Annotated in this window: 14 protein-coding genes; 8 read left to right on the plus strand and 6 right to left on the minus strand. The window is 67.4% G+C overall.

Annotated elements, in window-relative coordinates; genetic code table 11:
• Window positions 1–1,280 (plus strand): coniferyl aldehyde dehydrogenase (locus AC27VN_RS14355; RefSeq protein WP_490876955.1); only part of this gene is annotated, 1,280 nt, incomplete at its 5' end.
• Here the strand turns inward: AC27VN_RS14355 and AC27VN_RS14360 are convergent.
• The gene (locus AC27VN_RS14360) at window positions 1,281–1,976 is read right to left on the minus strand and encodes a TetR/AcrR family transcriptional regulator (protein WP_093348459.1); all 696 of its coding nucleotides are present in this window, start codon (window positions 1,974–1,976) and stop codon (window positions 1,281–1,283) included. It lies immediately after the preceding gene.
• A gap of 368 nt (window positions 1,977–2,344) precedes the next feature.
• Here AC27VN_RS14360 and AC27VN_RS14365 point away from each other — a divergent pair, with 368 nt between their 5' ends.
• Window positions 2,345–3,127: an SDR family oxidoreductase gene (locus AC27VN_RS14365; RefSeq protein WP_093348456.1), complete on the plus strand. Its 783-nt coding sequence runs from the start codon at window positions 2,345–2,347 to the stop codon at window positions 3,125–3,127.
• 1 nt (window position 3,128) lies between these two features.
• Here the strand turns inward: AC27VN_RS14365 and cynS are convergent, their stop codons facing one another.
• A complete protein-coding gene (gene cynS / locus AC27VN_RS14370; RefSeq protein WP_093348453.1) occupies window positions 3,129–3,572 on the minus strand; it encodes a cyanase in 444 nt (147 codons plus the stop codon).
• 67 nt (window positions 3,573–3,639) lie between these two features.
• Window positions 3,640–4,071 carry a nuclear transport factor 2 family protein gene (locus AC27VN_RS14375; RefSeq protein ID WP_057595284.1) on the minus strand — a complete coding sequence of 144 codons (432 nt, stop codon included), beginning with the start codon at window positions 4,069–4,071 and terminating at the stop codon, window positions 3,640–3,642.
• Between the two features lie 124 nt (window positions 4,072–4,195).
• Between AC27VN_RS14375 and AC27VN_RS14380 the strand changes: the two genes are divergently transcribed.
• Window positions 4,196–4,804, plus strand: coding sequence for a TetR/AcrR family transcriptional regulator (locus AC27VN_RS14380; protein ID WP_093349248.1), 609 nt, complete (start codon window positions 4,196–4,198; stop codon window positions 4,802–4,804).
• Here AC27VN_RS14380 and AC27VN_RS14385 read toward each other — a convergent pair.
• Window positions 4,782–6,443, minus strand: a complete 1,662-nt coding sequence (locus tag AC27VN_RS14385; protein ID WP_490876956.1) for an L-lactate permease — start codon at window positions 6,441–6,443, stop codon at window positions 4,782–4,784. The genes AC27VN_RS14380 and AC27VN_RS14385 overlap by 23 nt on opposite strands.
• A gap of 261 nt (window positions 6,444–6,704) precedes the next feature.
• Between AC27VN_RS14385 and AC27VN_RS14390 the strand changes: the two genes are divergently transcribed.
• The 5 genes from AC27VN_RS14390 to AC27VN_RS14410 all read left to right on the plus strand — a co-directional run bounded on the left by AC27VN_RS14390 (window position 6,705) and on the right by AC27VN_RS14410 (window position 13,553).
• Complete coding sequence (locus AC27VN_RS14390; protein ID WP_296784151.1) at window positions 6,705–7,589, plus strand: LysR substrate-binding domain-containing protein; 885 nt, start codon at window positions 6,705–6,707, stop codon at window positions 7,587–7,589.
• Window positions 7,590–7,780: 191 nt separating this feature from the next.
• Window positions 7,781–8,938 carry an alpha-hydroxy acid oxidase gene (locus tag AC27VN_RS14395; RefSeq protein WP_208513188.1) on the plus strand — a complete coding sequence of 386 codons (1,158 nt, stop codon included), beginning with the start codon at window positions 7,781–7,783 and terminating at the stop codon, window positions 8,936–8,938.
• Window positions 8,939–9,100: 162 nt separating this feature from the next.
• Entirely contained in the window at window positions 9,101–10,432 is a 1,332-nt protein-coding gene (locus AC27VN_RS14400) for an MFS family transporter (RefSeq protein ID WP_490876957.1), read from the plus strand.
• Between the two features lie 446 nt (window positions 10,433–10,878).
• On the plus strand, window positions 10,879–12,429 hold the full coding sequence (locus AC27VN_RS14405) for a DUF2272 domain-containing protein (RefSeq protein ID WP_490876958.1): 1,551 nt from the start codon (window positions 10,879–10,881) through the stop codon (window positions 12,427–12,429).
• Window positions 12,430–12,554: 125 nt separating this feature from the next.
• Entirely contained in the window at window positions 12,555–13,553 is a 999-nt protein-coding gene (locus AC27VN_RS14410) for a hypothetical protein (protein WP_490876959.1), read from the plus strand.
• A 133-nt stretch (window positions 13,554–13,686) separates the two neighbouring features.
• On the opposite strand, the gene AC27VN_RS14415 is transcribed toward AC27VN_RS14410, so the two are convergent.
• Both AC27VN_RS14415 and AC27VN_RS14420 read right to left on the minus strand, forming a co-directional pair.
• A complete protein-coding gene (locus AC27VN_RS14415; RefSeq protein WP_093348438.1) occupies window positions 13,687–14,679 on the minus strand; it encodes a tripartite tricarboxylate transporter substrate-binding protein in 993 nt (330 codons plus the stop codon).
• Window positions 14,680–14,719: 40 nt separating this feature from the next.
• Window positions 14,720–15,935 (minus strand): alpha/beta hydrolase family protein (locus AC27VN_RS14420; protein WP_490876960.1); only part of this gene is annotated, 1,216 nt, incomplete at its 5' end.

The raw sequence follows: 15,935 nt of genomic DNA on the forward strand, positions 1-15,935 counted from the left end.
AGCACCGCGCCGCGATCGCAGCCGCGATCAGCGCCGACTTCTCGAACCGGCCGCGCCAGGAGACCGAGCTGGCCGAGGTCTTCCCCACGCTCGAGGGCATCGACCATGCGCTGCGCCACGGCAAGCGCTGGATGCGCGTGCGCCGCCGCAGCACCGGGCTGTGGTTCAAGCCCGCGTCCTCGCGGCTGATGCCGCAGCCGCTCGGCGTGGTCGGCATCGTCGTGCCCTGGAACTACCCGCTGTACCTCGCGGCCGGGCCGCTCACGGCGGCGCTGGCGGCGGGCAACCGCGCGATGCTCAAGCAGTCGGAGTACACGCCGCGCTTCGCCGAGCTGTTCGCGCGGCTGGTGGGCGCGGCCTTCGCGGCCGACGAGATCGCGGTGGTCAACGGCGATGCCGAGGTGGCGCGCGAATTCGCGCGCCTGCCCTTCGACCACCTGCTGTTCACCGGCTCGACCGAGGTCGGCCGCCACGTGATGCGCGCCGCGAGCGAGCACCTGACGCCGGTCACGCTCGAGCTCGGCGGCAAGTCGCCGGCCATCGTGGGCCGCGGCGCCGCCTTCGACAAGGCAGTGGAACGCATCCTCGTGGGCAAGACGCTCAACGCCGGCCAGACCTGCATCGCGCCCGACTACGTGCTGGTGCCGCGCGAGCAGCAGGCGCGCTTCGTCGAGGCCGCGCGGCGCGTGTTCGCCGCGCTCTACCCCGACCTGGCGCGCAATGCCGACTACACGAGCATCGTGAGCCCGCGCCACTTCGCGCGGCTCGAGGCGCTGGTGGCGGAAGCCCAGGCGCAGGGCGCCGCGGTGGAACGGCTCGGCGATGCGCCGGCCGATGCCGCGTCGCGGCGGCTGCCGCCGGTGCTGCTCACGGGCGTGGGCGACGGCATGCGCGTGATGCAGGAGGAGATCTTCGGCCCCGTGCTGCCGCTCGTGCCCTACGACACGCTCGAGGAGGCTATCGGCTACGTCAACGCCCGGCCGCGGCCGCTCGCGCTCTACCTGTTCGAGAAGCAGCGCGCCGACATCGACCGCGTGCTGGCCCAGACCGTGGCCGGCGGCGTGACCGTCAACGACACGCTGTTGCACATCGCGCAGGACGACCTGCCGTTCGGCGGCGTCGGCGCGAGCGGCATGGGCGCCTACCACGGCGAGTTCGGCTTCCAGACCTTCTCGAAGATGAAGCCGGTGTTCCACCAATCGGGCCTCAACGGGCTCGGGCTGTTCAAGCCGCCCTACGGCAAGACCTTCGAGCGGATGCTGAAGCTGCTGGCGCGCTGATCAGCCCTTGGCGGCGGGCGCGAGCTGCGCCAGCGCCGCCTTCGCCTTCGGCCCCGCGAAGCGGTGCACGATGCCCAGCAGCAGCACGTCGACCAGCAGCTCGAGGTGCGCCATCGCGTCGATGCGCTCGATCCAGGGATCGTCGCCGCCCGACACGCGCAGCGAGGTCATGCCGTGGATGCCTTCCCACAGCAGCTGCGTGATCACGTGCAGCTGGGTGTCGTCGGCCGCCACGAAGCCCTCGCGCACCAGTTCCGCCGCGAGGCCGCGCACCAGTGCATAGGGGTCGCGCTCGGGATCGCCGAACACCAGCGTCGAGGTCTCGACCGGCGCCGCGGGCCGGCGCTCCATGAACACCAGGAAGTACTGGTCGGGATGGCGCAGGCCGTTCTCCACGTAGGCCCGGCAGGCCAGCCGCACGCGCGCCAAAGCGCCCTCGCCGCTCGCGATCGCCGCCTGCACCAGCTTGTGCATGCGGATGATGTCCTCGTCGATCGCGTTGGTGATCATGCTGGCCTTGTCGCCGAACAGCGTGTAGACCACCGTGTTCGAGAAGCCCGATTCCTCGGCCACCTTGCGCATCGTCACCTCGCGCGCGCCGTCGCGGATGATCAGCTTGCGCACCACCTTCAGGATGTCCTTGCGGCGCTGCTCGAGTTCGCGCTGCTTGCGCTCCTGGAGGTTGTTCTTGACCATGGGAGATGCGGTGCGGGTCGGGTGCGGGCGGTTCGGAATGCGGGCATCTTATAGTCAGCGCCCGCGCCCCCGCGCGATGCCCTGCGGCCCGCCGGGGCCACCGCCGCGGCGAAGGATCGGGCAAGAACCGGCGGCCACAGGGCCGGAAACGGCCAGCCCCGGAACGGCCATGCACCGAAGATGGGCTCTGCGAGAAGAAAGTTCGCTCGCGCATCGGCGCTGTCGGCGCCGGCCCCCTTGTTTCGGAGAAAAAGGCAAGAACCGCGTTCGATCCGGATACCGCCTGGAGCGCGCCGGGCGCGAAACTTCTCACCATGCCGGGAGCCCCCATGGCGCCTGTGCATCCCCTTCAGCACGAGGAGTTTTCCATGACCGCAATCCAGGACAAAGTCGTTCTCATCACCGGCGCGAGCAGTGGCATCGGCGAAGCGACCGCGCGGCTGCTCGCGCGGCGCGGTGCCCACGTGGTGCTCGGTGCGCGCCGCACCGACCGGCTCGCGGCGCTCGCGGCCGAGATCCGGGCCATCGGCGGCTCGGCGAGCTTCCAGCGGCTCGACGTCACGCTGCGCCCCGAGATGGAGGCCTTCGCCGAACTCGCGCTCGAGCGCCACGACCGCATCGACGCGCTGGTCAACGCCGCGGGCGTGATGCCGCGCTCGCCGCTGTGGATGCGCAAGATCGAGGAGTGGGAGCTCATGATCGACGTCAACCTGCGCGGCGTGCTGCTCGGCATCGCGGCCGTGCTGCCGACGATGCAGGAGCAGGGCTGGGGCCACATCGTGAACCTCGCGCCGGTGTCCGTCACGGGCGTGACGGCGGAGTCGGCCGTCTACCACGGCACGCAGTACGCGGTGGACGCGATCTCCGAGGGCCTGCGCCAGGAGCATGCGGGCCGCGTGCGCGTGAGCGTGCTCCATCCCGAGCTCGCACCGCCGGGCGACCCGCGCCTCGAGCGCATCGCCGCGGGCCTGGCCGGCGAGCGCATGTCGACGCGGCGGCGCCTGCTGGCACCGGCCGACGCGGTGGCGCGTTCGATCGTCGGCGCGATCGAGGGCGGCTACTACGCGGCGCACCCTGTGCCCGCGCTGCTGCGCTCGCCGGGCGGCCGCTCGGACAGCGCGCCCGAGGAGCCGGCCGACTACGCCTTCTGATTCAGTAAGTCTTGTAGGGCAGGAACTTGCCCGAGAGCACCACGTTCACGCGGTCGCCCTTGGGGTCGGGCTGGCGCTGGATGTCCATGCTGAAGTCGATGGCGCTCATGATGCCGTCGCCGAACTCCTCGTGGATCAGCTCCTTGATGGTGGTGCCGTAGACGCTGACGATCTCGTACCAGCGGTAGATCAGCGGATCGGTCGGCACCGCCGAGGGCAGCGAGCCCTTGTACGGCACCACCTGCAGCCACTTCTGCTCCTCGGCGCTGAGGCCGAAGATGCGCCCGACGATCTTCGCCTGCTTCTCGTCGAGCGTCATCTGGCCGAGGCAGGCGGCGGTGGTCCATTCCTTCGAGAGGCCGAGCTTCTTCGCGACATCGGCCCACTGCAGGCCCTTGGCCACCTTGGTGGCGATGATCTTCTCGGTGACGTCGTTGCGGTTCATGTTCAGGTGCTCCTTGAGTGCCGGACACGGGCAAGCAACAGGCGTGCCGTCGCCCGGCCCGGCGCGATCAGGCGCGTTCCCAGCGGAACTTGCGCTCCGACTCCGCGATGGGCTGGTCGTTGATGCTCGCGTAGCGCCGCTGCATCAGGCCGTTGGGCGCGAACTCCCAGTTCTCGTTGCCGTGGCTGCGGAACCAGTGGCCCGAGTCGTCGTGCCATTCGTACTCGAAGCGCACCGCGATGCGGTTGTCCATGAAGGCCCAGAGCGTCTTCTTCAGGCGGTAGTCGAGCTCGCGCACCCACTTGCGCTGCAGGAACTGCACCACCTGCTCGCGGCCGTTGACGAAGTCGGCGCGGTTGCGCCATTCGGTGTCGGGCGTGTAGGCCAGGCTCACGCGCACCGGGTCGCGCGTGTTCCAGGCGTCTTCGGCGGCCTGGACCTTCTTGAGCGCGGTCTCGAGCGTGAACGGGGGCAGCGGCGGGCGGGATTCGGATTCCATGGCGGTCTTTCGGTGAAGAGGGGAACGTTGGAAGGGAAAAGGCGGTGTAGCCCGGCCGCAATGTGCCACATGTAGACAGACCTGTCTACATGACATCGGGAGTGCCTACAATCGCGCCATGGACCTGGACCTTTCCGCCCTGCCCGCGCGCGAGCGCATCCTGCTCACGGCGCACGACCTCTTCTATGCCGACGGCATCCGCGCCACCGGCATCGACCGCGTGATCGCGGCCTCGGCCGTGACCAAGGTCACCTTCTACCGCCACTTCCCCTCGAAGGACGACCTGGTGCGCGCCTTCCTCGACCACCGGCATGCGCGCTGGATGGCCTGGTTCGTCGATGCGCTGGGGCGGCGCGGCGCGCATGAGCGCAGCGGCGACGCGCAGGCCCTGCTGCTGCTGGCCGACGTGATGGCCGAATGGTTCACCGACCCGGTGTTCCGCGGCTGCGCCTTCATCAACGCCGTGGCCGAGGTGGGCGGCAGCGTCGAGGGCGCGGCCGAGCGCGCGCGCGATCACAAGCGCGAGATGGTCGAGGTGATCGCCGACCTGCTGCCCACCACGCTGCCGCAGCGCATGGCGCTCGCGCAGGCCGCCGCCATCGGCATCGACGGCGCGATCGTCAAGGCGCAGATGGGCGGCGCCGAGCTGGTGCGCGAGGCGGTCGAGGACCTGCGCCGGCTGCTGCGCGCGCTGGCCGACGCCGCGGCGCCTACTTCACCACCATCGCGGTGAACGGCCACACATAGGCCTGCAGGGTCACGAGGATGCCGACCAGGCAGGCCAGCGCGATCGAGTGGAAGAACACGTAGCGCAGGATCTCGCCCTCGTGGTTGAACCAGCGCGTGGCGGTCGAGGCCACCACGATCGACTGCGCATCGATCATCTTGCCCATCACGCCGCCCGAGCTGTTGGCCGCGCCCATCAGGTTCGGGCTCAGCCCGAGCTGGTCGGCCGCCACCTTCTGCATGCCACCGAACAGCACGTTCGAGGCCGTGTCGGACCCCGTGAGCGCCACGCCCAGCCAGCCCATCAGGGTGCCGAAGAAGGGATAGAACACGCCGGTGTTGGCGAAGGCCAGGCCCAAGGTGGTGTCGAGCCCCGAGTAGCGCGTGAGCGTGCCCAGCGCGAGCATCAGCACGATGGTGAGCAGCGAGAACTTCACCAGCCACAGCGTGCGGCCGTAGGCGGCCACGAGCTGGACCGGGTTGTACTTCATGACCAGCCCGCCCACGAGCGCCGACACCAGGATGCCGGTGCCGGTGGCCGAGAGCAGCAGCAGCTGGTAGACCGCGCCTTCCTTGGTCGGCTTGGGCACCACCGGCGCCACCTTCTCGATCATGTTGTGCAGTCCCTCGATCGGGAAGTTGGGCGCGAAGATGCCGTTGAGCCAGGTCTTGACCGAGGGCAGGCCCCAGATGAACACGAACACCGTGAGGATCAGCCACGGGGTCCAGGCCCGCACCACCGCGGCCGTGGTGTGCTTCGCGGGCGCACCCACCGGCTTGGCCTCGCCGCCGTCGGCCTCGTGGCCCTTGAGCGAGACCGAGGTCCACGCCTTGGCGGGCTTCCACACGCGCAGGAACAGCACCAGGCAGACCATCGAGACGATGGCCGCGATGATGTCCACCAGCTCGGGGCCGATGAAGTTCGACACCAGGTACTGCGGGATCGCGAACGAGACGCCGGTGACCAGGATCGCCGGCCAGACCTCCCACATGCCCTTGCGGCCCGCGAAGGCCCAGATCAGCCAGAACGGCACCAGCACCGAGAAGAACGGCAGCTGCCGGCCGATCATCGCGGTGACGGCCATCAGGTCGTAGCCGTGCACCTTGGCCAGCGTGAGCACCGGCGTGCCGAGCGCGCCGAAGGCCACCGGCGCGGTGTTGGCGATCAGCGAGAGACCCGAGGCCGCGAGCGGCGAGAAGCCCAGCCCGATCAGGATGGCGGCCGTGACCGCCACCGGCGTGCCGAAGCCGGCCGCACCCTCGAAGAAGGCGCCGAAGGCGAAGGCGATCAAAAGCAGCTGCAGCCGCCGGTCCTCGGTGATGCCGGCGATGGAATCCTGCAGCACCTGGAAGCTGCCGTTCTGCTGCGTGAGCTGCTGCAGGAAGATGATGTTGAGCACGATCCAGCCGATCGGCAGCAGCCCGGTGATGCCGCCGAGGAAGGCGGCCTTGCCCGCCATGTCGGCCGGCATGCCGAAGGCGAAGACCGCGATCGCCAGCGCGCTGAGAAGGCCGAGCCCGGCCGCGAAGTGGGCCTTGACGTGCAGGAGGCCGAGGCACACCAGCATCACCACCACCGGTATCGCGGCGAGCGCCGTCGATACCACCATGTTCCCGAACGGGTTGTAAACCTGTTGCCAAACCATGTGTCTGTCTCCGTACTGTTGTATTCGATGTGACGGATGCGCTGCAACACACTGCGATCGCTCAGACCCCCTGTTCCTTCCACCTGTCCCCTCTGCACTGCATTGCGGCGCGGCGAAACGAAGCGCCGGGGCGGTCGGGCCCGCGGCGCTTCGATACCATCGTACGCCCGCGGGCCCCGCGGCGCACCACCTGCGGACAACCGTGGGCCGCCCCGCGCCCTCGGGTACAACCTCCTTCCACGCACTGCCCTCCACACCTTCATGGCTTCCACGCGCCTCCCGTCCACCCAGGGCCTGCTCGCCTTCGAGGCCGTCGCGCGCCTGCGCAGCGTGAACCTGGCGGCCGAGGAGCTCAGCGTGACGCCCAGCGCCGTGAGCCACCGCATCCGCCAGCTCGAGTCGCAGCTCGGCCTGCGCTTCTTCGCGGGCAGCGACTTCAGCCTCAGCGCCGACGGCATCGTCTACCTGGCGCGGGTGCGCGAGGCCATCTTCGCGCTCGAGCAGGTGCCGGGCCGCGAGGCCGCGCCCCACACCCGCCGGCTGCGCGTGGCCGTCACGCCCACCTTCTCGCGCCAGATCCTGATGCCGCAGCTCGCGCGCTTCTGCGAGGCCCATCCCGAGGTCGAGCTGGTGATGCAGGTGACGGCGCCGATGCGCGAGAACGCGCTCGACGAGGCCGACATCGAGTTGCGTTTCGGCGCCGGGCCGTTCCGCCAGCGCGAGTTCCTGCAGTTCCCGGCCGATGCGCTCACGCCCGTGTGCAGCCCGGCCTACCTGAAGCGCCATGGCCCGTTCGAGGGTTTCGCCACCCGGGCCGAGGTGGAGCGCGCCCAGCTGCTGCGCACCCCGCTCGAGAACTGGCGCATCTGGTTCGCGGCCCACGGCATCGGCCTGCCCGAGCCGGCCAGCGGCGCCCAGTTCACCGACCTGGGCCTGCTGCTCGAGGCGGCCGCCGAGGGCCTGGGCGTGGCGCTGATGCGGCTGCACCTGGGCCGCGCCTGGATCGACGGCGGCCGGCTGGTGCGGCTGTCGCCGGTCAGCGTGCCCTCGCCCAACCACTACTTCCTGTGCTGGCGGCCGGGCGCGCTCGAGCGCCCCGAATGCGCGGCCTTCGTGGCCTGGGCCCGGCAGTCGCTCGAGGGCTGACGAGGCGGGAAGCGGCCGCCTGAATTTTTTTCAGATCGCCGAGCAGCGTTTTTCAGCCCCGCCGGGCCGCGCCGCAGCCACACTCACGGCGCCGCGCGTTGCGCTGCGGGAGGGGCTGCTGCCCAATAATGGCGGCGGCCCGGCCCCCAGGCCCGCCCACGACAACAACCCCGTTCCACAGGAGACTCCCCGTGCCCGACCTTTCCAAGATCACCTGCATCGAAGACCTGCGGGTGGTCGCCAAGCGGCGCGTGCCGAAGATGTTCTACGACTACGCCGACTCCGGCGCGTGGACCGAGGGCACCTACCGCGCCAACGAGAGCGACTTCCAGAAGATCAAGCTGCGCCAGCGCGTGGCGGTCAACATGGAGGGCCGCTCCACCCGCACCACCATGATCGGGCAGGACGTGGCGATGCCGGTGGCGATCGCGCCCACGGGCCTCACGGGCATGCAGCACGCCGACGGCGAGATCCTGGGCGCGCTCGCGGCCAAGGCCTTCGGCATCCCGTTCACGCTCTCGACCATGAGCATCTGCTCGCTCGAGGACATCGCCGAGAACACCGACCGCCATCCGTTCTGGTTCCAGCTCTACGTGATGAAGGACCGCGACTTCATCGAGCGCCTGATCGACCGCGCGCGCGCGGCCAACGTGTCGGCGCTGCAGCTCACGCTCGACCTGCAGATCCTCGGCCAGCGCCACAAGGACATCAAGAACGGCCTGACCACGCCGCCCAAGCCCACCATCAAGAACCTGCTGAATCTCGCGACCAAGCCGCACTGGTGCCTCGGCATGCTGGGCACCAAGCGCCGCACCTTCCGCAACATCGCGGGCCATGCCAAGGGCGTGAAGGACCTGTCCTCGCTGTCCTCGTGGACCGCCGAGCAGTTCGACCCGGCGCTGAACTGGGGCGACATCGAGTGGATCAAGAAGCGCTGGGGCGGCAAGCTGATCCTCAAGGGCATCCTCGACGCGGAAGACGCGCGGCTGGCCGCGAACAGCGGCGCCGACGCGCTGATCGTGTCGAACCACGGCGGGCGCCAGCTCGACGGCGCGCCCTCCTCGATCAGCGCGCTGCCGGCCATTGCCGACGCCGTGGGCCGCGACATCGAGGTCTGGATGGACGGCGGCATCCGCAGCGGCCAGGACGTGCTCAAGGCCCGTGCCCTCGGCGCCCGCGGCACGATGATCGGCCGCAGCTTCCTCTACGGCCTCGGCGCCTACGGCCAGGCCGGCGTGACGCGCGCGCTGCAGATCATCCACAAGGAACTCGACGTGACCATGGCCTTCTGCGGCCATACCGACATCAACACGGTGGATTCGGGCATCCTGCTGCCGGGCACGTTCTAACGGGCTGCCACGGGTCTCCGTGCCGGGGCGCGGGCCGCGCGCAAGGCCCCATCGGCGATAGGCCGATGCGGCACCGGCTGACACGACCCGGTCATCGTGCGGCGCAGAATGGTCCGGCAACAACAACACGGCCGCCGGTCCGTTCGGTGGCCCATAGGCACCATGAGCGCGACCACGCCCCTCGCCGGAAGCCCGGCGGCTTCCGCATCCCCACCCCACTACACCGCGGAAGAAAAACGCCACCGCGTGTTCGCGATCATGGCGGCCTCCTCGGGCAACCTGGTCGAGTGGTTCGACTTCTACGTCTACGCGTTCTCGGCGCTCTACTTCGCGCCGGCCTTCTTTCCCAAGTCCGATCCCACCGCGCAGTTGCTCAACACCGCGGGCGTGTTCGCGGCCGGCTTCCTGATGCGGCCGATCGGCGGCTGGCTGTTCGGCCGCATCGCCGACCGGCTCGGGCGCAAGACCTCGATGCTGATCTCGGTCACGATGATGTGCGGCGGCTCGCTGGTCATCGCCTGCCTGCCGACCTACGCGGCCATCGGCGCCTGGGCGCCGTTCCTGCTGTTGATGTGCCGGCTGTTCCAGGGCCTGTCGGTGGGCGGCGAATACGGCACCACCGCCACCTACATGAGCGAGGTCGCGCTGCGCGGCCAGCGCGGCTTCTTCTCCTCGTTCCAGTACGTCACGCTGATCGGCGGCCAGCTGCTCGCGGTGCTGGTGATCGTGGTGCTCGAGCAGCTGCTGAGCGAGGCCGAGCTCAAGGCCTGGGGCTGGCGCATCCCGTTCGTGATCGGCGCCATCGCCGCGGTGGTCGCGCTGCTGCTGCGCCGCACGCTGCACGAGACGCAGAGCGACGAAGCGAAGAAGAACAAGGAGGCCGGCAGCATCGCCGGCCTGTTCAGGCACCACACGCCGGCCTTCCTCACCGTGCTGGGCTACACGGCCGGCGGCTCGCTGATCTTCTACACCTTCACCACCTACATGCAGAAGTACCTGGTGAACACGGTGCACCTGCCGATCAAGACCGCGAGCTACGTGATGACCGGCGCCCTGTTCGCCTACATGTGCATGCAGCCGCTGTTCGGCGCGCTGTCGGACCGCATCGGCCGGCGCAACAACATGCTGCTGTTCGGCGGCCTGGGCGCGATCGTCACCGTGCCGATCCTCACCGCGCTGCAGCACACCACCAGCCCGGTGCTGGCCTTCGTGCTGATCATCGTGGCGCTGGCCATCGTGAGCTTCTACACCTCGATCAGCGGCATCGTGAAGGCCGAGATGTTCCCGCCCGAGGTGCGCGCGCTCGGCGTGGGCCTGGCCTACGCGGTGGCCAACGCGATCTTCGGCGGCTCGGCCGAGTACGTGGCGCTGGGCCTGAAGTCGCTGGGCCACGAGTCGGCCTTCTTCTGGTACGTGAGCGCGATGATGGTGATCGCCTTCCTGGTGAGCCTGCGGCTGCCGCGGCAGGCCAGCTATCTGCACCACGACCATTGACCCGACTGGCCGTGGCTATCCCCGGCATGAGGATTTCCAAACCCGCGCCGGGGTGAAGCACGGCACCATGGAGCCTCAGCCAGGAGAACCACCATGACGCTCAGGAACCTCAGAAAACTCGTCGGCGGCGCGATCTCGCTCGCGGGCGCCGCGGTGCTGATCTCGCAGCACCTCTAGCTCGCCGTATCGGCGAGTCCGGGAAGATCCGAAAAAGTGCTCCACATCGAATCGACCGCCCTGCGCCCTGAATCGCACATTCGCGTTGACACGTCGCATTTTCCGCAATCCATATTCCTTTCGCTTTCCGCCAGTAACTCCCATATCCATGGGATGGCACGACATGGAGGAAGAACGAGGATGATTTTTCGCCGCCCAGCCGCTGTGAAATCACATCTTCTGGAGTTCTTCCAGAAAGAACTCGTCCGCCGACTCGCCAAGGAGAGGTCATGTCGTACAAGGAAGACTTTGCGAATTCCACCGGCTGGTCGGCCGTGGATGTCAGTACCCGCCTGAACAATGAGGCGGGCAAGTCCTTCCTCTCGATGCTGAGAAAGAACGGCGGCGATACGATCATTCGCTACTACGCGAGCTCGGCACGTCCGAAGACGATAACTCCGGAAGAGGCCAGGTTCATCTCCAAGGAAGGGTTCGGAATATTGCCCGTATTTCAGGACAGCAGTCGGGACATATCGAATTTCTCGAAGAAGATCGGCACGGCCAACGCGAAAAGTGCACTGGGCTTCGCAAAGCAGATCGGCCAGCCTCGCGATGCAGGCAGCACGATCATCTTTGCAGTGGATGCGGACTACCCCGCAGCCGATATCGATGGCCCGATCCTCGACTATTTCTCCTCCGTCAAGCTCACGATCGGGGGCGCCTACAAGATTGGTGCCTATGGGAGTGGTGCGGTTCTGGCCAGGCTTTTGAGCGAGGGACTCATAGACATCTCGTGGCTTTCGATGTCCCGTCTTTTTCTTGGAACGGAGCACTTCTTCTATTCCAACAAATGGTCGATGCGCCAAGTGCTTCCCGAGTTGTCTCATGTCGACTCCGGCATCAAATATGACAGGGATGTGGTGCGCGTCTCCCGTGCGGAACTAGGCACCTTTCAGACGGACGACGCAAATAAGGGGATCGTTGCCTGGGCGCCAGAACTCGATGCCACTTTGGGAGGAACGTCTTCCTTTGTCGAACCCGATCAGCCTGTCGAAGGTGTCAGGCGCTTCGTTTCCACGGAAGGCTTGCGGTTGAGGACGATACCGGATGGCCCGATCCTTCGCGATCTCACGATAGGAGAAGCGGTCGCCGATCTGGGGGAGATTTCCCAGACCGGATGGCACAAGGTGGCTGTGGGAAACGAATCGGGTGTCGTATTCGGCAAGTACCTGCGAGCGCCCGGGCGGCCCGAGGTCGAAGCCCTCGTGCGCGCGGCGATCGACGAATGGCTGCGCTTCGAGAAAGGTCGGGCCGACGAAAAAGCCGATCCTTACTACAAGTATGTTCGCGAGATGTGGGCTGCCATCGGCGAACCCTACGATGGGCGCAGCCGCTATCCGAACGGTGAAGAGGTCCCCTGGTCGGCGGCGTTCATTTCGTGGGTCGTTCGTAAGGCTGGGCCCGCCTACGCCAACTTTCAGTTTGCCGCCAGCCACTCGGTGTTCGTCAACAACGCAATCAAGGCGCGAGTAACCAGCAGAACGGACAAGCCCTTCTGGGGGTATCGCATCACCGAAGAAAAGCCGGAGTTGGGCGACATCATTCAACGCAATCGAGAGTCGGGAAACTTCACCTACTCCTACGCGGAAAATCACGCCTACTACAACAGCCATTCGGACACCGTTGTGGAAGTCACCCCCGATGTAGTGCGCGTGATTGGCGGCAACGTCGGCGACACGGTTGCGGGAACGAATATTCAGGAGTACGAACTCGACCCGAGCGGATTCATCAAGGGCAATCAACGGGTAATCACGCTTCTGAAGAATCGGGCTGGCCTCTGAGCCGGAAGAACAACCTGCTCTTCTCTCCATGCCGGTCCGTTGACCCTGCCAATGCGTCGGCATGTCCTCACAAGGCTCGCCCCGGTTCCGTTCGCTGAGACTACCGCATGGTAGGAGACTTCAAGATGAGTGAACACGACCCCCAGAAGCACGCCAATCCTCCTTTGTCTCCCGCTGACAAGGACAAGGACAAGGACGCGGAAGCGGACCATGCACTGGCGATGGACCAACGGAAGGCCCGATACGCCGCGACACTGGCCGACCGTGCCAAGAGCCTCGAGCGCCTCTACGACTACACGAAGTTCCACATTGGCGTCTACCTATCTCTGACCACCGCCTACATCGCCATCGCTACCCTGAAACCAACCGCCCTACCCGACACTACGAGTCGATGTGCTTCAAGCATCGGCGTGTATGGCTTGATTGCCACGGACCCATGGTTCATGGCGCTCGCCGTGGCAAGTTTCATGCTCGCTGGTCTCGCCGGCGGTGTCATCGTCAGCAGCATTACTCAATACAGCGGTCCCGACAGCGCAGACTTTCTGGCCAGGCGCATCGGACCGGTCACATGGGAGTGGTTCAACGGGATCACATGGACTCGCATCGAGCACATCGCCTTCTGGGTCGGACTCTGCTCAGCGATCGCCTCGATCGCGATACCTCTCTCGAGCTGCGTCTCGAACGGCCCCACCCCGGATGATCGTTTCGATCAGATACTGAAGCTGTTGGAGGTCGTGTGTTGGCCGGTCGTCGCGATTCTGGCGATATTGGTCGTCCGACCGCACTTGGCCGCACTTCTAGACGGCGCGAAAGTCAAGCTGACCATTGCGGGCCAATCGATCGAAACGACGCTGCCAGAGGTCAAGCAGATCCTGAAAGAGCAGTCTGGCGAGCACCTCGAAGAAGTCCATATCAGGTACATCGAGTCATTGCGCAACGGCCCCATGCTCTATCCTGCGGGGATTCAAGACAGCACGACACGAAAGCTCTTGAGGCCTATTCGAAATGCGGGCCTCATTCAAGCAATTCCCAGGGACGCGTTCCTGCAGGAAGCAAGAGCCATCGAGCTATCTTCCTTGGGTCGTCTTTTCCTGAGCGCACGCAAGGCGGCCGCATCTCGCTGATGCCGCCGCCAAGTCGATGCGGTCTCTCGATGGTCGAGTCGGACGATGAAAGAACCCATGTCCGCCTCCGTGGACCGATTTCCGAGTGCGGGAGCTTCCAGCGTGCCTGACCGGCGCCTCCCGATGAGCAGACTCAGTCCGCGTACACCCCCGCGGCCTTGATGATCGGGCTCCACTTCGCGATCTCGGCCGCCACGAACTTCTTGTGGCCCTCGGGCTCGATGCGCCCGTCGGTCGCGACCACGGCGCCCAGCGCTTCCTCGCGCTTGATGAAGTCAGCGTCCTTCAGGGCGGCCTTCAGGGCTTCGTTGAGCTTCTTCTGGATCGGTGCCGGCGTTCCCTTGGGCGCATACAGGCCGTGCCAGATCGTCACCTGGAAGTCCTTGAGGCCGGCCTCCTGCAGGGTCGGCAGGTCCTTCAGCAGCGGCGTGGTCAGGCGCTTGGGCGAGGTCACGGCATAGGCCTTGACCTTCTTCGCCTCGATCTGCGGCGAGGTGTTGGTGGTCTGGTCGCACAGCAGGTCGATCTGGCCGCCGATCAGGTCGGTGATGGCGGGCGCGGTGCCCTTGTAGGGCACGGGCGTCATCTCGGTCTTGGTGGCGCTCTGGTAGAGCAGGCCGCACAGGTGCGAGGCCGAGCCCACGCCGGCATTGCCGATGTTGATCTTGCCCTTGTTGGCCGTCACCCACGAGGACAGCTCGGCGTAGTTGTTGGCCGGCAGGCTGGGCTTGGCGATCAGGGTCATCGGCACGTCGTTGACGATGCCCAGGTATTCGAAATCGGTCTCGACCTTGAACGGCACGTTGCGCACCAGCGTCGGCACGGTGGCCATGGCGATGTGGTTGAGCAGCAGCGTGTAGCCATCGGGTGCCGCGCGCGCCACCTTGGCCGCGCCGATCGAGCTGCCCGCGCCGGGCACGTTGTCGATGATCACGCTGGCACCGCCCAGCGGCTTGCGCAGCGCCTCGGCGAGGTCGCGCGCGACGCGGTCGGTGGGGCCGCCGGCGGCGAAGGGCACGACGATGGTGACGGGCTTGCCCGCCGGGAAGTCCTGCGCCTGCACGGTGAAGGCGCAGGCGGCGGCCACCGTGGCGAGGGCGAAGGCGAAAGCGGAACGCTGGGTCATGGAGTCTCCGGGTATTGAAAGGTCGAATGCGAAAAGAGGGTCAGGGCGCGCGCGCCGGCACGCGCTGCTCGAGCGGCGGCGGCTGCCAGGCCGGCTGGATGTGGCAGCCGTTCTTGCCGTCGGTGTCGTAGCGCGGCATCAGCGCGGCGCAGCGCTGCGCGAGGCCCGCGGGCGTGGGCTTCTCGCCCTTGTCGATCCAGTCGAGCAGCGCGGCGAACAGCGCCGGGTATTCCGAATCGCTGAGGTAGCTGTGCTCGCGCTCGTCGCTGAAGCTCTGCACCAGCAGCTCGCCGGTGCCGGCCGCGTCGCGAATGCGGCGGTAGGCGTTCTCGAGTTCGACGAAGGCGGTCGGGTCGTCGATGGCATGCAGCCCCACGGTGGGCAGCGCGGTGCGGCCCGTGGGCTGGCTGTCGGCCGCGAGCGCGCCCTTGGCCTGCGGATCGGCCGCGTAGCGCAGCACGCCGGCATTGAGCGCGGCCGCCTCGGCCGGCGCCGCGGCGTAGCTCACGCCGACATTGCCGAAGGGATTGCGGCCCTGCAGCCGCAGCTGCGTCAGGTCCTGGAACAGCCAGGTGGCCCAGTTCAGGTGGCCGACCAGCGAGCGCTCGGGGATCTTCACCGCCGTGAGAATGGTCTTGAGCCGCGCGGCCTGCTCGGGCGTGCGCTGCGCCGCGGGCAGGCCCACGCCGGTGCAGTCGCGCACGCGGTCGGCCAGTTCCTTGCGCGTGAGCTTCGCATCGAGCGGCAGGCCCTGCCACAGCGGGTACTGCGGCTCGTCGGGCTTGGGATGGTTGCGGCAGACGTACTGGTAGACCACGCGCAGGTCGAGCCGGAAGTCGTAGGCGCTGTTGCCGCCGCCGAGCACGCCGCTGGTCAGCAGCAGGCCGTCGTAGGGGCCCTTGGCGCCGCCGGCCGGCGCATAGAGCTCGGCCGCCTTCGCCGCCACGCCCGCGCCATAGCTCTGGCCGTGCAGCAGGGTGCGGCGCGGCTCGCCGAAATGGCGCACGAAGAGCTGGCGCAGGCGCTCGGTGTCTTCGGCCGCCATGGTCACGCCATAGCCACCGCGCCGGTAGGTGGAACCGGCCCAGGCATAGCCGGCTTTCACGGTGACGGCCCAGCGCTTGAGGTCCTCCTCGCTGCGCTCGAGCTTGGGGGGGCCGGTTTCAGGGCCGCCGTGCGCGTGCATCACGAGCACGCCGCGGTTCCAGTCCTTGGGGATTGCGATCCAGTAGAGCGCGCCCGTGCCGTCGGCGCCG

It is taken from the genome of Variovorax sp. 20P10.2.4 (genome assembly GCF_058244205.1).